Source organism: Pseudomonas sp. MAFF 730105, assembly GCF_055380705.1.
On sequence record NZ_AP018438.1, the window covers coordinates 3,905,029 to 3,924,960 of the forward strand.

Annotated in this window: 15 protein-coding genes and 4 pseudogenes; 6 read left to right on the forward strand and 13 right to left on the reverse strand. The window is 63.6% G+C overall.

What is annotated here, in order from left to right:
- Positions 1 to 88: 88 nt before the first annotated feature.
- On the reverse strand, positions 89 to 1,486 hold the full coding sequence (locus PCOSP_RS16970; protein WP_464709110.1) for a NarK family nitrate/nitrite MFS transporter: 1,398 nt from the start codon (positions 1,484 to 1,486) through the stop codon (positions 89 to 91).
- Positions 1,464 to 2,765, reverse strand: coding sequence for an MFS transporter (locus tag PCOSP_RS16975; protein ID WP_217505838.1), 1,302 nt, complete (start codon positions 2,763 to 2,765; stop codon positions 1,464 to 1,466). The genes PCOSP_RS16970 and PCOSP_RS16975 overlap by 23 nt, the downstream gene beginning before the upstream one ends.
- A 306-nt stretch (positions 2,766 to 3,071) precedes the next feature.
- Between PCOSP_RS16975 and PCOSP_RS16980 the strand changes: the two genes are divergently transcribed.
- The 3 genes from PCOSP_RS16980 to PCOSP_RS16990 all read left to right on the forward strand — a co-directional run bounded on the left by PCOSP_RS16980 (position 3,072) and on the right by PCOSP_RS16990 (position 6,841).
- The gene (locus PCOSP_RS16980; RefSeq protein WP_175386238.1) at positions 3,072 to 4,871 is read left to right on the forward strand and encodes a HAMP domain-containing protein; all 1,800 of its coding nucleotides are present in this window, start codon (positions 3,072 to 3,074) and stop codon (positions 4,869 to 4,871) included.
- Positions 4,868 to 5,515 carry a two-component system response regulator NarL gene (narL, locus tag PCOSP_RS16985; RefSeq protein ID WP_175363901.1) on the forward strand — a complete coding sequence of 216 codons (648 nt, stop codon included), beginning with the start codon at positions 4,868 to 4,870 and terminating at the stop codon, positions 5,513 to 5,515. Before PCOSP_RS16980 ends, narL begins: the two co-directional genes overlap by 4 nt.
- 648 nt (positions 5,516 to 6,163) lie before the next feature.
- Positions 6,164 to 6,841: a Crp/Fnr family transcriptional regulator gene (locus PCOSP_RS16990; RefSeq protein WP_175363900.1), complete on the forward strand. Its 678-nt coding sequence runs from the start codon at positions 6,164 to 6,166 to the stop codon at positions 6,839 to 6,841.
- A 63-nt stretch (positions 6,842 to 6,904) separates the two neighbouring features.
- On the opposite strand, the gene PCOSP_RS16995 is transcribed toward PCOSP_RS16990, so the two are convergent.
- The 8 genes and pseudogenes from PCOSP_RS16995 to norR form a co-directional block, all read right to left on the reverse strand.
- Positions 6,905 to 7,282, reverse strand: a complete 378-nt coding sequence (locus tag PCOSP_RS16995; protein WP_464709111.1) for a putative zinc-binding protein — start codon at positions 7,280 to 7,282, stop codon at positions 6,905 to 6,907.
- A 1-nt stretch (position 7,283) separates the two neighbouring features.
- Positions 7,284 to 7,757 (reverse strand): ubiquinone anaerobic biosynthesis accessory factor UbiT, encoded by a 474-nt coding sequence (gene ubiT / locus PCOSP_RS17000; protein ID WP_464709112.1) that lies wholly within the window; start codon positions 7,755 to 7,757, stop codon positions 7,284 to 7,286.
- A complete protein-coding gene (locus PCOSP_RS17005) occupies positions 7,751 to 8,641 on the reverse strand; it encodes a U32 family peptidase (protein WP_139643520.1) in 891 nt (296 codons plus the stop codon). Before PCOSP_RS17005 ends, ubiT begins: the two co-directional genes overlap by 7 nt.
- A gap of 10 nt (positions 8,642 to 8,651) precedes the next feature.
- Positions 8,652 to 9,647 (reverse strand): ubiquinone anaerobic biosynthesis protein UbiU, encoded by a 996-nt coding sequence (ubiU, locus tag PCOSP_RS17010; RefSeq protein WP_139643523.1) that lies wholly within the window; start codon positions 9,645 to 9,647, stop codon positions 8,652 to 8,654.
- An 81-nt stretch (positions 9,648 to 9,728) separates the two neighbouring features.
- Positions 9,729 to 10,975, reverse strand: a pseudogene (locus PCOSP_RS17015) (molybdopterin molybdotransferase MoeA).
- Entirely contained in the window at positions 10,972 to 11,526 is a 555-nt protein-coding gene (gene moaB / locus PCOSP_RS17020) for a molybdenum cofactor biosynthesis protein B (protein ID WP_175363897.1), read from the reverse strand. Before moaB ends, PCOSP_RS17015 begins: the two are co-directional and overlap by 4 nt.
- Before the next feature lie 88 nt (positions 11,527 to 11,614).
- Positions 11,615 to 12,262 (reverse strand): pyridoxamine 5'-phosphate oxidase, encoded by a 648-nt coding sequence (gene pdxH / locus PCOSP_RS17025; protein ID WP_464709113.1) that lies wholly within the window; start codon positions 12,260 to 12,262, stop codon positions 11,615 to 11,617.
- A 190-nt stretch (positions 12,263 to 12,452) separates the two neighbouring features.
- Positions 12,453 to 13,984, reverse strand: a pseudogene (gene norR, locus PCOSP_RS17030) (nitric oxide reductase transcriptional regulator NorR).
- A 160-nt stretch (positions 13,985 to 14,144) separates the two neighbouring features.
- Between norR and ytfE the strand changes: the two are divergent.
- The gene (gene ytfE / locus PCOSP_RS17035; protein WP_464709114.1) at positions 14,145 to 14,822 is read left to right on the forward strand and encodes an iron-sulfur cluster repair protein YtfE; all 678 of its coding nucleotides are present in this window, start codon (positions 14,145 to 14,147) and stop codon (positions 14,820 to 14,822) included.
- Between the two features lie 134 nt (positions 14,823 to 14,956).
- Here ytfE and PCOSP_RS17040 read toward each other — a convergent pair whose 3' ends face one another.
- The gene (locus PCOSP_RS17040; protein WP_175363850.1) at positions 14,957 to 15,397 is read right to left on the reverse strand and encodes a hypothetical protein; all 441 of its coding nucleotides are present in this window, start codon (positions 15,395 to 15,397) and stop codon (positions 14,957 to 14,959) included.
- A gap of 22 nt (positions 15,398 to 15,419) precedes the next feature.
- Positions 15,420 to 16,525, reverse strand: a pseudogene (locus tag PCOSP_RS17045) (NnrS family protein).
- A gap of 658 nt (positions 16,526 to 17,183) precedes the next feature.
- Between PCOSP_RS17045 and PCOSP_RS17050 the strand changes: the two are divergent.
- Positions 17,184 to 17,867: a Crp/Fnr family transcriptional regulator gene (locus PCOSP_RS17050; RefSeq protein WP_139643547.1), complete on the forward strand. Its 684-nt coding sequence runs from the start codon at positions 17,184 to 17,186 to the stop codon at positions 17,865 to 17,867.
- Positions 17,864 to 18,064 (forward strand): protein DnrP, encoded by a 201-nt coding sequence (locus PCOSP_RS17055; RefSeq protein WP_464709115.1) that lies wholly within the window; start codon positions 17,864 to 17,866, stop codon positions 18,062 to 18,064. Before PCOSP_RS17050 ends, PCOSP_RS17055 begins: the two co-directional genes overlap by 4 nt.
- A gap of 4 nt (positions 18,065 to 18,068) precedes the next feature.
- On the opposite strand, the pseudogene PCOSP_RS17060 reads toward PCOSP_RS17055, so the two are convergent.
- Positions 18,069 to 19,906, reverse strand: a pseudogene (locus PCOSP_RS17060) (nitric oxide reductase activation protein NorD).
- Between the last annotated feature and the right edge of the window lie 26 nt (positions 19,907 to 19,932).

The window sequence follows — 19,932 nt, forward strand, 5'->3', positions numbered from 1 at the left end:
CGACTCGTCATGGCGCCTTGCCCGACGAGTCCTGACACTCGAACTTGAGCACGCTAATTAACCGTACAGGCCACTGTTTGAATTCGTCTTAGCAGGGAGTCGCGGCGCCCTTGCGCGCGTACCACCACCAGGTCACCACGATGCAGCTCAGGTAGAAGCCGACGAACATGTAGAAGGCCATCTCCGGGCCGCCGGTCAGGGCCATCGAAGTGCCGAAGGACTTGGGAATGAAGAACGCACCGAAGGCACCCATGGCCGAGCTGAAACCCAACACCGCGGCCGATTCCTTGCCGGCGTTTTTGAGCGCTTGCTCACGCTGCTCGGGCTTATTGCCCAGGGCGGTTTTTTCGTGAAGGGTGCGGAAGATCACCGGGATCATGCGGAAGGTGGAACCGTTGCCCACACCGGTGGTGATGAACAGCAACATGAACATGCCCAGGAAGCCGTAGAAGCTGCCGCCCTGGCCGCCTTGCGGCAGGAAGTGCAGGACGCCGAACACCATCGCGATCATCAGCACGAAGTTCCACAAGGTGACTTTCGCGCCACCGAGCTTGTCCGCCAGCCAGCCACCCAACGGCCGTACCAGTGCACCCACCAGGGGGCCGAGGAAGGCAAACTTGAGGGCGATGACGTCAGGGAACGAGGTCTTGATCAGCAGTGGGAACGCGGCGGAGAAACCGATGAACGAGCCGAACGTGGCCAGGTACAGCCAGCACATCAACCAGTTGTGCTTGCGCTTGAAAATCACCGCCTGCTCGCTGAACGAAGCACGGGCACTGGACAGGTCGTTCATGCCGAACCAGGCAATCAGCGTCACAGCGAGGATGAACGGCACCCAGATGAAGCCGGCGTTCTGCAGCCACAACGAACTGCCGTCGGCCAGCACCTGGGGTTGACCGCCCATGAAGCCGAACACCCCGAAGGAAATCACCAGCGGCACGCTGAACTGCATCACCGACACGCCCAGGTTGCCCAGGCCGGCGTTCAACCCCAGGGCGGTGCCCTGTTGGGACTTGGGATAGAAGAAGCTGATGTTGGACATGCTCGAGGCGAAGTTGCCACCACCAAAACCGCAGAGCAGCGCGATCAGTACGAACACGTTGTAGGGCGTGGTCGGATTCTGCACGGCGAAGCCCATCCACAGCGCAGGTATCAGCAGCGACGCGGTGCTCAGGGCGGTCCAGCGCCGTCCGCCGAAGATCGGCACCATGAACGAGTAAAACACCCGCAAGGTCGCACCGGACAACCCCGGCAGTGCCGCCAGCCAGAACAACTGGTCGGTACTGAAGCTGAAACCGATGGCATTCAGGCGCACGATCACCGTGCTCCAGACCATCCACACCGCGAAGGCCAGCAGCAGCGCCGGGATCGAGATCCACAGGTTGCGACGCGCGGTCTGTTTGCCACTGCGACCCCAGAAGGCCGGGTCTTCGGGGCGCCAGTCATGAATGACCGGGCCTTTGTCAGGCGTTTGCAGAACGGACATGTTCTTCTCCTTGGGCAATGCTGGAAAACGGGGGTTGGCTGGCAAGCGGTTGCTTACCGAGCAGCGGGCGCTTGCGGATTTCGCTGAGGTACATCCAGATCAGGGAGACCCAGACCACGCCGTACAGCAACATGAAGCAGGACGAGCGCACGCCGGTGAGATCCACCAGGGCACCGAACAGGATCGGCAGCACGAAGCCGCCCAGGCCACCGGCCAGGCCGACAATGCCGGACACCGCGCCCATGTTTTTCGGGTAGTCGTTGGCGATGTATTTGAAGACCGAGGCCTTGCCAAACGCGAAGGCGACGCCCATCACGAACAGCAGCACGGTGAACAGCGTGGCACTGAGGCCGATGTGAAAGTCGACGATGCCGTTGACGGTGTGCACTTGCAGTTGGGTCTGCGGGTACGACAGCAGGAACAGGCAGATCCAGCTGACCCACAGCACCCACCAGGTCACGCTCTGGGCGCCCCAGCGATCCGACATCCAGCCGCCGACGGCCCGCAGCACGCCGCCCGGCAGGGAGAAACACGCGGCCAGCAGCGCTGCGCTTTGCAGACTGAAACCGTATTCCTGCACGTAGTATTTGGTCATCCACAGGGCCAGGGCCACGTAACCGCCGAACACGATCGAGTAGTACTGGCAGTAGCGCCACACGGCCGGTTCTTTCAAGGCCTTGAGTTGTTCACGCAGGCTCGCGCCGCTGACGCTGCGATGTTCTTTTTTCTCAGCGGTGAGGAACCAGAACAGCAGCGCGGTGATGAACAGGATGGCGCTGAACACCTTCGGCACCAGGTGCCAGGTGCCCAGGGCGATCAGCGCCGGAGCCAGGAACTTGGTGAGCGCGGATCCGGCGTTGCCGGCGCCGAACACGCCCATGGCGAAGCCCTGGTTCTGTTTGTCGAACCACTTGGCGACGTAGGCGATGCCGACTGAAAACGAACCGCCGGCCAGGCCGACGAACAGCCCCAGCACCAGGAACTGCCAGAACTCGGTCGCCAGGGTGATCAGGTACAGCGGCAACACGCAGGACAGCATCAACAGGAAGAATACGATCCGCCCGCCGAAGCGATCGGTCAGGATCCCCAGAGGCAGGCGTACCAGCGAACCAGTCAGTACCGGGGTGGCGGCCAGCAGGCCGAACTGGGTCTCGTTGAGCGCGAGCATTTCCTTGATCGGAACGCCCAGCACGGCAAACATCATCCAGACCATGAAGCACACGGTGAAGGCCAGGGTACTCATCCCCAGTACCAGCCCTTGTTGCACTTGCGCTCGCATCACGCTGCACTCCCCTCGATTCGATGAGCGCAGCCTAGTGATGCGAACCCGGTAAAAACTTGACCTGGGTCAACGTGCCCAGGAGCCGTTCTAGCCTATGCTGGGCCCGTCTACCTCCAAAGGGGTAGACCTTGAAATTGATAAAACCCTTTGTTTATCAATATCTTGACCGAGCAGGCCGAAGCTTTTATCGAAACGGAACGGCCAACAACTCTTTAGAGGTAGTGCACCCAGGACGGCTGCAACACCCCTCGTCCGGGACGCTCCCATGCCAGGCTTGAACAGATTCTTCCAGGGCCAGCCACAATGATGAGCTGGCTGCGCAGCTCCCTGCCCGCGCGCGCCGGGGTCGCGGTGATTCTCATCGCCATCCTTGCCCTGGCCAGCTCCCTGAGCGCCGGCTTGATCGCCTGGTTCAGCCAGGGCGACGCAGCGGCGATCAACACCGCCGGTTCTGTGCGCATGGAGACCTACCACCTCAGTTGGAAGCTGGCGGCCGGTGCCACCGGGGACATCGCCCCGATCATCGACAGCCTGCAACAACGCCTCGACAGCCCTTCCCTTCATGCCGTGCTGGAAGACGGCCCGACCACCGCCCTGCATCAGAGCTATCGCGACCTCCTGCAACGCTGGAACCAGACACTTCGCCCTGCCGTCGAGCGCGGCGATTCGGCGTTTTTCCAGGCCAGCGCCGACTCGTTCGTCGAGCAACTGGACCAGTTCGTCACCCTGTTGCAACGCCAGAGCGAACACAAACAGGGCTGGCAACAGACGATCCAGGGCATGGCGCTGTTCAGCACCATGATCATCCTGCTCATTGGCCTGTACGAACTGCAATACAGCGTGGTCACGCCATTGCAGGAGCTGGTGGTCGCGACCCAGCGTTTTCGTCGTGGCGAATTCCAGGTGCGGGTCAATCACCAATCCGAAGATGAACTGGGCCAATTGGCGACCAGCTTCAATACCATGGCCGAAACCATCGAGCAGTCCCATCGCACCCTGGAAGATCAGGTTCGCCAGAAGACCCTGAACCTGCAGCACGCCAACGCCGCGTTGGAGTTGCTGTACCAAAGCAGTCGCAGCCTGGCCACCCGCCAGGCCAATGCCCAGGGCCTGGACGAATTGATCCAGCGCTTCCAGCAACGGCTCCCGGGCCTGCGCCTGTCGCTGTGCCTGCAGGGGCAGTTGCAGGCACCCGCGCGGCAACTGCTGGCCATTCATGGCGCCAACAACCGCGAGGTCTGCGCCAGCAGCGACTGCGCCACCTGCGAGAAACATCATGGCGCCCGCCCGCAAACTTTCAGCATCAGCAACCAGGGCAATGAGTTGGGAGAACTGAAGGCGCACTTTGTCGACGGACACGCAGCGCAGCCCTGGGAAACCGCATTGATCCAGGCCCTGGCCAACCTGATCGGCACGTCGCTGTCACTCAAGCGCCAACGCGAGCAGGACCATCGCCTGTTGCTGCTCGACGAGCGCACCATCATTGCCCGGGAACTGCACGACTCCCTGGCCCAGGCCCTGTCCTACATGAAGCTGCAAGTCAGTCGCATGCAGACCCTGATGCGTCGCGGCGAACCGGTGCAGACCCTGGAGACAGTCACCGGTGAGTTGCGCGAAGGCCTCAACAACGCCTACCGGCAGTTGCGCGAATTGCTCACCACCTTCCGCCTGCAGATCCATGACGACGGACTGATCCATGAGCTCAAGGAGACCGCCGAAGAGTTCTCTCACCGTGGCGATTTCCAGGTGCACCTGTTCGTCGACACCCTGGCCTTCGAGCTCTCGGCCAGCGAGCAGATCCACATCCTGCAGATCACCCGCGAAGCCTTGTCCAACTGCCTGCGCCATGCCCATGCCGAAAACGCCTGGCTGCAGTTGCGCCAGGAAGGCGAAACAGTCCAGCTGTCGATCGAAGACGATGGCCGTGGTTTCAGCGGTGAGGTGGACCAGCGCGAGCACCACGGCCTGAACATCATGAACGAACGGGCCCGCAGCCTGCGCGGCCAGTTGCAGATCCTCTCCCGAACACCCCAGGGCACCCATATCCAGGTGCGCTTCCAACCGGAATTCCTGGGCCAACCCACCGAAGGCCTTGCTACATGAACGCTCCCCTGCGCCACACCCTGCTGCTGGTCGACGACCATCCGATGATGCGTCGCGGGATCCGCCAGATGCTTGAACTTGAAGATGATCTGCAGATAGTCGGCGAAGCCAGCCATGGCGAGGAAGCCCTGACGCTGATCGAGCCGCTCAAGCCCGATCTGGTGCTGCTGGACAACAACATGCCGCAGATGAACGGCATCGAGACCCTGCGCCGACTGCGGGCCATGCACTACAGCGGCAAGGTGCTGTTGTTCACGGTGTCCGACGCCGAGGACGACATTCGCGATGCCCTGCGCCTGGACGCCAATGGCTACCTGCTCAAGGACATGGAACCCGAATTGCTGATCCAGTACATCCGCGACGCCCTGGGCGGTGCCCTGGTGATCAGCCCCGGCCTGACCCGCGTCATGGCCCAGGCCCTGCGCTCCCCGCCGCGCCAACCCGAAGTGGAACTGACCGAGCGCGAACGCCAGGTGCTCAAGACCATCGCCAGCGGCCACAGCAACAAGGTCATCGGGCACAAACTGGGCATCACCGAAGGCACGGTCAAGGTCCATGTCAAGAACCTGCTGCACAAGCTCGGCTTGCGCTCGCGGGTCGAGGCGGCGGTCTGGGCGATGGAGCATCTGCGCGGAGCCGGCTGAATCAGATTCCCCACCTAGTGCTTGCAGGCAGTGTGTCTGACACAGATCCCCTGTGGGAGCGAGCCCTGCTCGCGATGGCGTCAGCACAGCCAACATCCGGCCAGCTGACCCACCGCTATCGCGAGCAGGCTCGCTCCCACAGTAGTTTCTGGTGCCGGTTAGCTCTGCGTCCGACATAAGTCCCCTGTGGGAGCCAGGCTTGCCCGCGATGGCGTCAGCACAGCCAACATCCGGCCAGCTGACCCACCGCTATCGCGAGCAGGCTCGCTCCCACAGTAGTTCCGGGTTTCTGTTGGGTTTGTGTCTGGCACTGATCCCCTGTGGGAGCGAGCCCTGCTCGCGATGGCGTCAGCACAGCCAACATCCCGGCAAGCTGACCCACCGCTATCGCGAGCAGGCTCGCTCCCACAGTAGTTCCGGGTTTCTGTTGGGTTTGTGTCTGACACAGATCCCCTGTGGGAGCGAGCCCTGCTCGCGATGGCGTCAGCACAGCCAACATCCCCGCAAGCAGACACACCGCTTTCGCGAGCAAGCCCACAGAGGTTGAGTTCGCCATAGGGCCAACCCATCCCTCTTCAGAGGTAGGCCTGCCGAGGCATAGGCCGGCGACGCGAGGGGTTCTACCATGACGGTACGCGGAGGTACGCCATGCTGACTCACCCTTCCATCGTTCTAATGTTGCGCCGTCACCACTTGTTCAGTCACTTGCCGGAGCGCGTCTTCGAAGACGTGTGCAACCTGGCCGTGCTCAAGCGCCTGGAGTGCAACAGCACGCTCATGCACCAGGGCGACCCGGCCAAGCGGTTCTTCCTGTTGATCAGCGGCCAGGTCAAGTTGTTCCGGGTCACTGGCGAGGGCCAGGAGAACCTGGTGGAGATCATCCAGCCCGGCCAGACCTTCGCCGAGGCGCTGCTGTTCAGCCAAGCCCGTTGTTATCCGGTGAGCGCGGCCGCGATCAAGGACAGCGTGCTGGTGAGTATCGAAGGCACCCATTATCGCAAGGCCCTGGAAGACCAACCCAAGGTCTGCCTGGCGATTCTGGCGAGCATCAGCATGCATTTGCACCAGCGCCTCAAGGACATCGACAACCTGACCCTGGCCAGCGCCAGCCGGCGTGTCATCAATTTCCTGTTGCAGGAACGCGATCCCCGCGACGGCCAGGTGGTGCTGCAGGTTTCCAAGCGCTTGGTGGCCTCCAAGCTGGGCATCCAGCCGGAAACCTTCTCGCGCATTCTCCATCGCCTGGTGGACGGCGGCCTGATCGCCATGGAGCGGCGCAACATTCGCATCCTGGCCGAGGATGCGCTGGCGGACTATCAGCAATAGCGCAACGACGACAGTTCCTTGGCGAGTGAGCCTGCTCCCTCGCCAAGGATCATGTTGTGCTCTCTAATCTGTCTCTGGCACACCCGCCATCATCGTCACCAGATACTCAAACAGCACATCCCCCTGCTCCTCCGTGCAATCGACCCCATACCGCTTGCGCAAGCCCAACTGGCTCAGGATCACAGGCACATCCGCCTTCAACCCGTGTTGCTGCAAACAGCCCTGCACGCATTGCAAGGGGCAGCCGTCCAGCGCGATGATCCGCCGTCCCGAGCGTGCCTTGTTGACCAGCGCCGCGACATGCCCACCTACCCCGACGATGCAGGACATCTCGGCCAGGCCTGCGCGGTCCAGGCGCAGGGCGACGGTATTGGCCAGTTGGGCCACGTTGGAGCAGCCGGAGCAGGAGTACACTAGGGGCAAATCATCAAGTGCCTTCATCTCATCCCACCGTTGCCAGGCCTTTTCCCGCCCGCTCCAGGTTGCGCCACAACCAGCGCGGCAACACATCCGGGTCGAGACTGTCGATCAGGTTCTTCAGTGCCAACCCCAGTTCGGTATCACCTTCGATGACCAACCGCCGTCGGAAGAACAGCGTATCGGGGTCTTCCTGGCGGCTGGCCAGCAACAGGAACTCGCGCCAGTTGCCGCTGATGGTGACCTGGGCTTCGGCCCGTCCGGCAATGCGCAGCCCCTCGCGCCCCAGCGTCAGGTACCAGCGCAAGCCCAGGTCAGGCACTCGCAGACACAGCCAGCGATCACGCAGCACATCGAACCCGCCATCGCGCAGCGGTTCGGCCAGGCACCGATTGAGCGCCTGCTGCAACGCCAGTCGCTGGACCACGAACGGCACCTTGCCGATCAGCGGCAGCAAGCGATCAGCACCTTTGAGCATCCACTTCTTCGGACTCAGCACAGCCCCGCCTCCTCTACTTTCAGCATGCCGGCGTGACCATGCCAGTAGCCGTTACATCCTTCCACAAACAACGGTGGCGCCTCGCCCCGGCGGACCCGGTCGAAGGCACTGACCACCTCGGCCATGCCCTGGGCCCGTGGGCTCAGGCGCAGCACGTCGGCACCGCATGCTTGCAGGGCGCTGTAATCGGCCAGCAGGTTGCTCACCTCGCCAGACATGGTCTGGATGCCGTTGAGGGTGAACAGTTGCTGGCCTTCCTGGCTGCTCAACGCCAGGCCGTCGGGGTAGTTGATGCAACAGAACTGGCAGTCGTCCTTGGGCCGGTTTTCCGCCCGGGCGGTGAAGCAGCGCGCCGAGTAAGCGAGGGGCAGATGACCGTAGGCGAAGATCTCCAGCTCGGGTACGTCGCGATCCATTTCCCGCACTTGCTCCAGCACATCGCTGACCAGCGCCGCCGAACACTCCACCGGCGGCACCCAGCGGATCATGCCGCTGTCGAGCAACTGCGCCAGGGCGTGACCGTTGTACAGGTTCAGCGCCGGGCCAGCGACAAACGGCAGTTTGCGCTCGGACAGCACTTGCACGGCGCCCATGTCGTTGGCCTCCACCAGCAATTGGCCGTTGTCGCACAGGCGACGCAACGTGGAAAACTCCGAGGCTGCCTCAATCAGCGTCAGACTCGACAGCACGATCTGGGCCTGGCTGCACGCCTGTAGTTCGCGCGCCAACCCCAGCCATTGGTCCAGGGAAAAGGCCCGGCGCTTGGAGCACACCGTTTCCCCCAGGTAGATCACATCCAGCGGCAAGGCCGACATCTCGGCGTAGAAATTTCCCAGTTGTGTTTTGTCCCAGTAGAACAGGACCGGTCCCAGGCTGAGCTTCATCTGGCCTTCCTCATTGCCATGATCGATGGTAGGCGCCCAGGGTGGTCTGGCTGCCTTCCGACAGACCTGCCAGCACCTGGCGCCATTCTTCGCGCACGCGGAAACGCTGCGGCGCGGCCCGGTGAGCATCCAGCGCGGCGCGCCAGACCCGGGTCACTTGTTCCACGTAGGCCGGGCTGCGCTGGCGGCCTTCGATTTTCACCGCCTCGACGCCGATGGCCGTCAGCTCCGGCAGCAGGTCCAGGGTGTCCAGGCTGGTAGGTTCTTCCAATGCATGGAAGCGCTTGCCGCCCACCAGGAAGCGACCTTTGCACAGGGTCGGGTAACCGGCCGACTCCTGTGGGGTGTAGCGGTCGATCAGCACTTCGCTCAAGCGTGCGCTCAACCCCTCGGCATCTTCACTCCAGCGCACGGCCTTCGCCGGCGAGCAGACGCCACAGAGATTCGGTGATTCGCCGGTGATGTAAGAGGAAAGGTGGCAACGTCCCTCGGCCATGATGCACAGGCTGCCGAAGCCGAAGACCTCGATGGGCACCGGGCTGCCCGCCGCCACCTGCCGGACCTGGGCCAGGGACAGCACCCGAGGCAACACCGCACGGCGGATGCCATAGCGTTGGGCGTAGAACGCCAGCGCGGCGGCGTGGGTCGCCGAGCCTTGGACGGACAGGTGCAGCGCCAGGTTCGGATGGCGCTGGCTGGCGTAGCCGAGCACGCCGGGGTCGGCGGCGATCAGGGCGTCCACGCCGAAATCGGCGGCACGATCCACCGCTCGTTGCCAGCGTTCCCACCCCTTGGGTTGCGGGTAGGTGTTGACGGCGACATAGAGCTTGCGTTGATGCTGGCGAATGTGTGCGACAGCTGCGTCGAACTGTTTGTCGTCCATGTTCAGCCCGGCGAAATGCCGGGCATTGGTGTCATCGCGAAAGCCGACATAGACGGCATCGGCGCCTTGGCGCACCGCCGCTTTGAGGGCAGGCAGATTCCCTGCCGGGCAAACCAATTGCATGGGGCATCCTCGTGAGAAAACCTGGGGCGCCGCCAGTCTAGCCAGCCGTCAGCCGGCGACCTTGACGGCAATCAATTGCCGTCAATGCATCAGCTCGGCGAACGGCAGGTACATCACCCGGTCGTGCTTGTGCACCTGGGCTTCGCACTCCACCACCGCCAATCCATCGGCCCAGCAGGCGGCGGTCAACATGGCCGAGCTTTGCTGAGGGTGCGGCACCACGCACAGATGACCTTCGGCGTCCGGCACCAGCCGGGCCCGCAGGTACTGGCGGCGACGATTGCGTTGCAACCAGTCGAAACCGGCCGGCAAATACAAGGACACGGGCAGCACCTGAGCCATGCCCTGGGCGCGAAACAGGAACGGCCGCACCACCACCAGCGCCGTGATCAGCGCCGCCGACGGATTACCCGGCAAGCCGATCCAGGGGTACCGGCCACCTCGCCGAAGGCCAGGGGTTTGCCCGGCTGTATCGCCAGGCGCCAGAGGTCGATGCTGCCGAGGCGCTCGATGGCTTGCTTGAGATGGTCTTCCTCCCCCACGGAGACGCCGCCGGAGGTCAGCAGCACGTCGCAGTCAGCGGCTGCCAGGCCCAGCGCCTGCTGGCTGGCCTGGAGTCGATCGGGCATGACGCCGAAGTCATGCACCTCGAAACCCCAGCCACGCAACAAGGCGGCAATACTGCGGCGATTGCTGTTATAGATCTGCCCTGGCGCCAAGGGCTCCCCCGGCTCCCGCAGTTCGTCGCCGCTGCTGAGCAGGACGACCCGCAATGGACGATAGACCTCCACCTGAGCGATCCCGGCGCCGGCCAGCAGCCCCAGCTCCTGGGCCCGCAAGCGAGTACCGGCCTCGAACAATCGTTCGCCTCGCCGCAGCTCTTCACCCTCCTTGCGCACATGGTCGCCTTGGCTGACCGACGGCACCCAGACCCGCTCGCCCTCCTCCCGGCAGCTCTCCTGGGGTACTACGGTGTCGGCACCCGGCGGCACTGGTGCGCCGGTGAAAATCCGTACCGCCTGGCCTTCCCGCAACGGCTCACCCGGCCCGTCGCCGGCGGCGATTCGCCCCCTCAACGCCAGGTATCCCCCGGCGGGAGACAGATCGGCGGCCCGCAGCGCGTAACCGTCCATGGCGCTGTTGTCCCAGGCAGGCAGGTTCATCGGGCAAAGCACATCGGCAGCCAGCACACGACCCAGGGCCTGGTCCAGGCCGATCCGCTGGATCGGTGGTGGCGGCGGTGCCTGGTCGAGCAGGTGACGGATGGCTTCATCCACCGGCATCAGCGTACCGCTGTCGCACGCCGATCCACATACGCGGCCGCTCATGAGCGCGTCTCGCAGGCCACCGGCTCGACGCCCGCCTGGGGCTTGAGATGAGGGGTGAAGTTGCACGGCCCGGTGCGACTGTCCAACTGCCCGGCCAGGATCTGCTCCCAACCAGTCCGGCAAGCGCCCGGCGAACCCGGCAGACAGCACACCAGCACGCCGTTGCTCATGCCGGCCAATGCGCGGGATTGCAGGCTGGACATACCAATCTCCGCCAGCGAGACCTGACGGAACAATTCGCCAAAGCCGTCCACCTGCTTGTCCAGCAACGGTGCCACCGCTTGTGGCGTGTTATCGCGGGCGGTGAAACCGGTGCCGCCAGTCATCAATACCACTTGCACCTTGGGGTCGGCGATCCACTGCGAAACCTGGGCGCGGATCTGGTAGATGTCGTCTTTCACCAGCCCCCGGTCGATCAATACGTGACCGGCAGTCTGCAGCTGATCGACGAGGGTCTGGCCGGAGGTGTCGGTGTCGAAGCTGCGGGTATCGCTGATGGTGAGCACCGCAATGTTCAGCGGTTGGAAGAGGCGTTGCGTCAGATGGGCCATGATCAGCCGTCCTGTCAGAAAAGATGGCCCAGCCTGCACCGCAATCCGTGCCGGGCCTATTCCTCCATGGAGGTACCTCCCCTGGCGCTCAGGGCGCCAGGCGGCTGCACTGCCAATCGCCAACCTGCCGGCGATAGTCGAGACGGTCATGCAAGCGATCGGCGCGACCCTGCCAGAATTCCAGCCGCTCCGGTCGCAGGCAATAGCCGCCCCAATCCCCGGGGCGCGGCACCGCTTGGTCGGCGAAGCGTTGCTCGGCGTGTGTCAGCAAACGCTCCAACGCGGCACGATTGTCCAGCGGTTGGCTTTGCGGCGACGCCCATGCTCCGAGCTGGCTGGCCAGTGGGCGCGAATGGAAATAGGCATCCGACAGTGCCGGGTCGAGTCGGCGGACTTGCCCTTCGATGCGCACCTGACGTTCCAGGCCCGGCCAGAAGAAGGTCATCGCCGCCCAGGGGTTGACTGCCAGATCCTGGCCCTTGCCACTGTCGTAGTTGCCAAAGAACGTGAAACCGTCTTCGCCGAAGCCTTTGAGCAGCAGCACCCGGGCATGGGGACGGCCCTGCTCGTCCACAGTGGACAGGACCATGCTGTTGGCCTCGACCGGCGGGCTTTCGGTTTCCCGGGCCTGTTGCATCCATAGCCCGAACAGCGCCAGCGGATCATCGGGGACATGGGCTTCGTCCAGGCCTTCGCGGGTGTACTGGCGGCGCATGTTTGCCAGGGACAGGGGCATGAGAGTGATCTCCACAGGGGTTTGGCCCAGTGTGGGTGCTATGACGTGGGCCGACCTTGATCGTCGTCAATGCGGGTTCCTGTGGTGATCTTGCCGACGCTATCGCGAGCAGGCTCGCTCCCACAGGTCCAGCGCAAATCCTGTGGGAGCGAGCCTGCTCGCGATGAAAGCGACTCGGTCCCCCCTGTCTCTACTTGAGCCCCAACCGCCGCGCCAGTTTATGCAGGTTGCTCGGGTCCACCTCCAACAGCCGAGCCGCCCCGGCCCAATTCTGCCCGCAACGGTCCAGGGCCTGGAGAATCGCCTGGCGCTGGCACGCATCGACGGTTTCGCTCAAGGGCTGGAGCGGCGCATCGATCAACGCCTCGGGCTGTTCGAGCAGAACCCGTGCACCGGGGACACTGGCATTGACGTCGAGGTCCAGCACCTGTGGTTCGAGCGTCATGATCAAGCTGCGACTGGCGCCCCGGCTGAGCTGCTTCAGTGCCGCGCGGCTGATCACATGCTCCAGCTCCCGCACGTTGCCCGGCCAGCTATACGCCAGCAGCGCCTGCTCGGCGGCAGGAGACAGGCGCAAGCCACGCAAACCCAGTCGCGTGCGGTTCAGTTCGAGAAAATGCCCCGCCAGCATCAGCACGTCGTGACCGCGCTCGCGCAGCGACGGAATCGGCACCGGATAGACTGAGAGGCGGTGATACAGGTCGGCGCGAAACAACCCGTCGCGAATGCTGTCGGGCAGATGTCGGTTGGTGGCGGCGATGATCCGCACATCGACGTGCAGCGGCTTATCCGCGCCCAGGCGCTGGATCTCGCCGTTTTGTAGCGTGCGCAGCAACTTGGCCTGCACGCTCAGCGGCAACTCGCCGACCTCATCGAGAAACAGCGTGCCGCCATTGGCCGCATCGAAACGCCCGGCGCGGTCGGTGGTCGCACCGGAAAACGCGCCTTTGACGTGACCGAACAACTCGCTTTCCGCCAGGGACTCCGGCAATGCCGCGCAATTGACCTGAATCAGTGGCTTGTGACTGCGCCGGGACAGCCTGTGCAGGCGCCGCGCGAACAGCTCCTTGCCGACGCCGGTTTCCCCCAGCAGCAACACCGGCAGCTCGGAATCGGCCAGGACGTCCAGTTCGTTGAGCAACTGTTGCAGGCCCTCGCTGCGACCGAGGACCTCGCCCTCTTCGACGGGCAAGTGCAGGTCCGGCGAATCGCTGCGCGAAGCCCGCAGACTGCGGTTCTCCTGCTCCAGCCGGGTCACCCGCACCGCCGCCTCGATCTGCAGGGTGCAACGCTTGAGTTCCTCGCGGGCACGGCTGTCGAAGGTGCCGGCGTGCAACGCATCCAGGGTGATCGCCCCCCAGAGGCGCCCTTCCACGTACAGACTTACCCCATGCAGTCGTGCACCGGCAGCGGTTCGCCGACGTGGTGATCGAGCAAGCCGTCATAAGGGTCCGGCAATCGACTGTCGGGCTCGAACCAGGTGGGCTCGCGCGAGGCCATGATTGCCGCGAGGCGCGGATGCTGGGCAATCACGAAACGACGGCCCAGTGCCTCATGGACCAAGCCAACGGTGGCTACGGGCCGGAGGCTGTCATCGTCCAGGCGCAGCAACCCCACGGCACCACTGTTGAAATATTCGCGCAGGGTCTGCACCAGACGCTGCAACCGCACGGCATTGGGCAACTCGACGATCAGGTCGGCGGCCAGGCTTTCACGCAGCATGGTAATGATGACCCTCCAGGGTTGGTTTGACCCTTTCCCACTCGGGTCATAATCACCCGATAACGAAACAAATACTTTTAATATCAATCAGTTAAAAATGGCACGTCGGCTGCAATGCCGAATCATCTGTCCCTAGCGGGATTCAACCCAAGGAAACATGATGAGCCTCGAACTGCTGGAACAAAGCCTGGGCCAATTGGCCTGCGACATTCCCGGTGCCACCCGTACCTTCCATCATTACAGCCTCGATTTCTGTTGCGGCGGGCAAAAGACCTTGCGTGAAGCCGCGCTGGGCAAAGGCCTGAACCCGCTGCTGATCGCCGACGCCCTCAAGACGCTACGAGCCGCCGGGGAGCTAGGCCATGACTGGCGCGACGAACCCCAGGCTAAGCTGATCACTCACATCCTGGAGCGCTACCACGCCCGCCACCGTGAACAACTGCCGGAACTGATCCGCCTGGCTCGCCGCGTCGAGCAGGTGCATGGTGCCCGCCCCAGCTGCCCGAACGGCCTGGCCGATCACCTCCAGGACCTGTATCAGGAACTCGAAGGCCACATGCTCAAGGAAGAACAGGTGCTCTTTCCAATGCTGCAACAAGGCCTCGGCGAACGGGCCTCGGCGCCGATCCAGGTACTGCGCTACGAACATGACCAGCATGGCGAGGCCCTGGAAACCATGCTCGCCCTGACCGACCAGATCACCCCGCCCGCCGACGCCTGCAACACCTGGCGCGCCTTGTATCGCGGCCTGGTGGAACTGCGTGACGACCTGATGCAACACATTCACCTGGAAAACAACGTGTTGTTCGTCAAGGCGATGAGCCCTTCCAACCACTAGCCCACCAACCCCTGACCCTGTGGGAGCGAGCCTGCTCGCGATAGCGGTCGGTCAGTTGACTCAGCGCTGACTGACCCTCCGCTATCGCGAGCAGGCTCGCTCCCACAGAAGAATCCTCCACTACCTGCGTTTAGTCAGAACTGCCAGTAGAACATCCCCTTCGCCAGCACAACGATCACCAGCATATGCCCCAGGATGCTGCGTCGCAGCCAGCAGGCACGGGCCGGGTTCAGGCGGCCGCGCTTGAGCCAGTAGGCCAGCAGCAGGTAGTGCCCGATGATGCTCAGGGCCAGCAGGATCTTCAGGCTGAGCAGCAGGCCGAAGCTGCTGCTCAGCGGCTGGCTCAACGCCCCGCGATGCTGCCAGGCCAGGCCGATGCCGGCGCCGTACAACAACAGCACCACACCATGCAACACCCGGCGCGAACGCTGGGCGATGGCCTGGTCGGCGGCATCCCGGGTGCCTTGGGCCAGTGGCCGGCGGGCGGTGTGCCAGATGCAGACCTCGAAGAACAACGTGCCAATGAAAGCAATGGCCGCCAACAGATGCGTGACCAGCAGGACCCCATACATCATCGATCGTCTCCGTTCATTCGGCTCATCCCGGATGCCCATCCACCCGAGCCCGGCAGAGCATTGGCCCATATCGCCAGGCATAGAGCCCGAACGCCAGCGTCCAGCACACCCCCGCCAGCCACAACGCGCCCAACGGGAATACCAGCACCAGCAACACCCGGCTCAGGCAGGCCAGATTGAGCAGGATGAACGCCAGGGTCATGCCCAGCGGCGGTTCCAGGGGACGCCCGGTATGGCCAAGGCTGACGCGGGCAATCATCGCCAGGATCAGTCCGGCCATGGCGCCGATGGTCAGGCTGTGCACCGCCAGGCTCGGGTTCAGCGGCGCACCGAAATGCCACAGCGCCATGCCCAGGCAAGCCAACGCCAGCCAGGCGTAGGCCAGGTGCAACGACCACAGCAGCGGCACCCGCCACAAATCCCGATCATGCCAACGGATCAAGCGAATCCCATGTCCCGTCGCCAGTGCGGCAAACACCAGGCCGGTCCAGGCATTGGCCGACAACGCCGCACCGCTGGCATAGAGCAGCGCCACCAGGGCCGAACCGGCCAACAGCAATCGATCGAGCCACGGCCAGGGCGCAACGCCCTTGACGCGCCCCAATCCGCGCTGGGTAAAGAACGGAATCACCCGTCCGCCGATCAGCCCCATCATCGCCGCCACCAGCCACAGGCCGGTGAGCACGCTTTGTCGTTGCACGCCGTCATCCTGTTGAACCAGGCCGTACACAGACAACCCATCGGCGGCGGCCAACAACAGCAACACCAGCACGATCGGGTAATTGCGCTTCTGCCGCACGCGCCATAGCGTGACGCCCATCAGCGCCGCCACCGCCAGGGCGAAACCCACTTCCAGTACCGCCAGCAACGGCCAGGGTGCATCGACCAGCCAGGCCAGCGCGCCCCCAGCCACACCAGCGCCAATGCCACCAGGCGCTTGCCGCTGAGCCCTGGCGTCCCCGTCCAGGTCTGCACCGCCGTCAGCAGGAACCCGGCGATGATCGCCAGGCCAAAGCCGAACAGCAGCTCATGGCGGTGCCAGGCCAACCAGCCTCCCGCCGGTTGCCAGGCCGACAGCCGCCCGCTGAACACTGCCAGCCACAACGGCACGACACACAACGCAAGCACACAGCCGGCGAGGAAAAACGGCCGGAACGCCAGACGCCATAAAGGCAGGATGGCCATGGCCTTGCGACGGTCAAGCACTTGCATACTTCACTCCTTAACCCCTCCCGGGAATGGCCCAGGAACGAGGGTCGACATTCAGATCCGAATGATCGGCTATCGGTCCCGACGGGGCTTGTCTCAGATCAAGCAAGCCCTCGGCGGTCCGCTTCGAGCGGGGACTTGCAAGGGGCTTGCCGAAACCGCACGAAGCGCGTGCCCATCCTTCAAAGAACAACCCTCTTCCCCTGTGGGAGCGAGCCTGCTCGCGATGACGGCCTGGCAGTTGGCATCGAGTCGGCTGACACACCGCTATCGCGAGCAGGCTCGCTCCCACAGGCGGACAGGGTATTTATGACCGTTTCGTGGTTATTTTTACCCGGCAAGGCCGAGGTAGTTTTGACCCTGATCAACGGAAACCGCCGACACACAAGGCCGGCAAGCATGGCCCGGCTCTTGCTCAGGCACGGCATACCCCTTTTGCCGAGAACCCCATGAAACCTATCGCCCTCCCTCTCATCTGGTTCCTCCTGCTCTCCTGCGTCGTGGCGCTGGCGAGCGGCCTTTCGCTGAACCTCGTCTGACCCCGACCGATTTTTCGCTTACCACAAGGATTCACGCCATGGTGCTCCACCGCGTCCATCACCAGATTCTGCGCAGTCATCATCTGTTCGAACCGCTCAATGACGAACAGCTCGACGAACTGATGGGTTCCAGCCAATTGCTGAACATCGACAAAGGCGACCCGCTGTTTCGCCAAGGGGAACCGGCGCAGGCGTTTTACTTCGTGATTGCCGGAGCCGTGAAAATCTATCGCCTGACCCCGGACGGCCAGGAGAAAGTGTTCGAAGTGATTGGCGAGCGCCAGACGTTCGCCGAAGCCATGATGCTGATGGACACATCCAACTACGTCGCGTCCGCCGATGCCGTCTGCCCGACCCAGTTGTATCGCCTCTCCAACGCCACCTACATACGGCTCTTGCAAAGCAACAGCCGGCTGACCTTTGCCCTGCTCGGCAAGCTCTGCGTGCGCCTGCACCAGCGGGTCAACGAGATCGAAACCCTGTCGCTGAAAAACGCCACGCACCGCGTGGTGCGCTACCTGCTGACGCAACTGGTTCGCCTGCAGACCGTGGACAGCCAGTTCGAACTGCCAATGGCCAAGCAGTTGATCGCCGGCCACCTGTCCATCCAGCCGGAAACCTTCTCGCGGATCATCCGGCGGCTGATCGACGAAAAGATCATCACCCAGGACGGCCGCCAGATCGCCATTCTCGACCGCCTGCGCCTGGAGCAGTTCGAATGAGCGCCCAGGCCACTTGCTTGTACTGCCAACAGGCCAACCCGGCGGATGAACCCGAGTGTCGCCAGTGCGGCATGCCCTTGCCGGACAGCACCGCGGTAGCCACGGAGCGCCGGTTGCGACACTTCACCTGGTTTTGCGTCGGGTTGACGATTTTCTGCATCGTCATGTTCTTCTGGTTACCCCGCGACATCGTCTGAGGCCTTAGTCCTGGGTCAATTGCCGGTACAACTGCGGCAGACGCAGCGGCAGCTGTTCGGGCTGGCGGATCAAGGTGTAGCCGTTGCCGCCGAACATGTACGGCAAGTAGTCCCCGCTTCGCGATCGATGGTGATGCAGAACGGCGTCAGTCCCTGGCGCCGCGCTTCCAGCACGGCCTGGCGGGTGTCCTCCACGCCGTAGCGTCCTTCGTAGAGGTCCAGGTCGTTGGGTTTGCCATCACTGAGAAGCAACAGCAGTTTGTGCCGCCGCTTGCAGCCCGCCAGCCGTTGTGTGGCCTGGCGGATCGCCGCGCCCATGCGCGTGTAGTAGCCGGGCTTGAGCGCCTGGATACGGCCACGGGTGTGGTCGTCGTAGCGTTGATTAAAGGCCTTGAGCTCATGCATCCGCACATGATGGCGGCGCAACGACGAGAAGCCGTACAACGCGAAATCGTCCCCGAGTACCGACAGGGTTTCACCGAACAGCAGCAAGCTGTCGCGGATCACATCGATCACTCGGTGCTCGTCGTTGAGGTGGGCGTCGGTGGACATCGACAGGTCGGCCAGCAACAGGCAGGCCAGGTCGCGACGGGTCTGGCGCTGCTCGATGAACAAGCCGCGCTCGCTGCATTGGCCGTGCTGGCGCTCGACGTGGAAATCCAGCCAGGCCTGCAAGTCCAGCTCCGAGCCCTGGGTTTGCTGGCGCAACCATTGTCGGTCGTTACGCAGGTGTTCGAACTGGCGACGCAAGCGCTGGGCCGGCGTTCGCAGGCGTGACGGCAGGGGCTGGAGTTCGCAATCCCTGGGAATGAAGGTTTGCAGGCTGACGAAGTCGTCCTGCAGGCGATGCTTGCGATAGTCCCATTCCGGCAGCCGGATGCCTTCGCCCAATGGCACGTCATCCACATCCGCCGGCGGCAGGTCCAGGTGCAGCTTCAAGCCGCCGCCCTTGCGCAACCGTGTGCGCGACAGGGTCAACTGGTCCAGGTCTTCGGCGACCCGTGCCGCGTTTGGGTCCTCGCTGTCGTCGGACCAGCGATCCAGGTCCACGTGCTCGGTCCAACTGAACAGGTTTTCCAGGCGAACGATCAGCAGCCCTCCGTCCCGGGTGGTTTCGTCGATCCGCTCGGCGCGTTTGCGTCCGCCCTGCTGCTCACCCGGCGGGGTCGCCAAGTATTGCTCGGATTCCTCAAGATTGCCGGTCTGGGGATTGCCCAAATGCCGGGGTGGATACAGCCACAGCGGTAACGGCCAGGCCGCCCGTTCGCTGCGGGGAAAATGCTCGACACTGCCGGGGTCGCGCAAGGCCTGGCACAGGGCACGCTCCAGCAAGGCTTCGTCCGGGTTCAACTCCGCCGGATCGGGGCGCAGGGACAGGTGTGCCTCCATCAGCCGCCGATAGCGAGGACGTAACGCCGGGTAGCGCCGCAACACGACTTGGGTCCAACGCTGATTGTCCCGCCCCCAGTGTTTCATCGGCCCCGACTGCGCGGCCAGCAAGGCCAGCCAGCGATACAGCTCTTCGTTCAAGCCGGCATCGGGAAACACCGCCAGGCTCGCGGGCAGACGCAAGTTATCAGCATCGCACCAGGCCAGCGGCGTTTGTTTGCAGGTGCCGGCGATCTGCTGGAGCAGGTTGCGGCGCAACAGCAGGTCGCGATCACTGACCGCCTCAACCCCCTGGTGACGAGCGCCGCCGGTGGCGTGAAACAGCACTTGCAGGGATCGCTGCCGATCACTCAGCTCAACCCGTGCCTCGGGAAAATCGGCACTGGCACGCCGCGTGATGAAACGGTGCCAGACACTGCCGACCCACTCTTCCAGTTCGAGGGTGAATGCCACGGTTATTCTCCTCTTGTGGCGAGGGG

Bases quoted from the DNA above. Each gene is read 5' to 3' on its own strand.
- PCOSP_RS16970 (WP_464709110.1), bottom strand. From the start codon at position 1,486: ATGTCCGTTCTGCAAACGCCTGACAAAGGCCCGGTCATTCATGACTGG.
- PCOSP_RS16975 (WP_217505838.1), bottom strand. From the start codon at position 2,765: ATGCGAGCGCAAGTGCAACAAGGGCTGGTACTGGGGATGAGTACCCTG.
- PCOSP_RS16980 (WP_175386238.1), top strand. From the start codon at position 3,072: ATGATGAGCTGGCTGCGCAGCTCCCTGCCCGCGCGCGCCGGGGTCGCG.
- narL (WP_175363901.1), top strand. From the start codon at position 4,868: ATGAACGCTCCCCTGCGCCACACCCTGCTGCTGGTCGACGACCATCCG.
- PCOSP_RS16990 (WP_175363900.1), top strand. From the start codon at position 6,164: ATGCTGACTCACCCTTCCATCGTTCTAATGTTGCGCCGTCACCACTTG.
- PCOSP_RS16995 (WP_464709111.1), bottom strand. From the start codon at position 7,282: ATGAAGGCACTTGATGATTTGCCCCTAGTGTACTCCTGCTCCGGCTGC.
- PCOSP_RS17005 (WP_139643520.1), bottom strand. From the start codon at position 8,641: ATGAAGCTCAGCCTGGGACCGGTCCTGTTCTACTGGGACAAAACACAA.
- ubiU (WP_139643523.1), bottom strand. From the start codon at position 9,647: ATGCAATTGGTTTGCCCGGCAGGGAATCTGCCTGCCCTCAAAGCGGCG.
- moaB (WP_175363897.1), bottom strand. From the start codon at position 11,526: ATGGCCCATCTGACGCAACGCCTCTTCCAACCGCTGAACATTGCGGTG.
- pdxH (WP_464709113.1), bottom strand. From the start codon at position 12,262: ATGCCCCTGTCCCTGGCAAACATGCGCCGCCAGTACACCCGCGAAGGC.
- ytfE (WP_464709114.1), top strand. From the start codon at position 14,145: ATGAGCCTCGAACTGCTGGAACAAAGCCTGGGCCAATTGGCCTGCGAC.
- PCOSP_RS17040 (WP_175363850.1), bottom strand. From the start codon at position 15,397: ATGATGTATGGGGTCCTGCTGGTCACGCATCTGTTGGCGGCCATTGCT.
- PCOSP_RS17050 (WP_139643547.1), top strand. From the start codon at position 17,184: ATGGTGCTCCACCGCGTCCATCACCAGATTCTGCGCAGTCATCATCTG.
- PCOSP_RS17055 (WP_464709115.1), top strand. From the start codon at position 17,864: ATGAGCGCCCAGGCCACTTGCTTGTACTGCCAACAGGCCAACCCGGCG.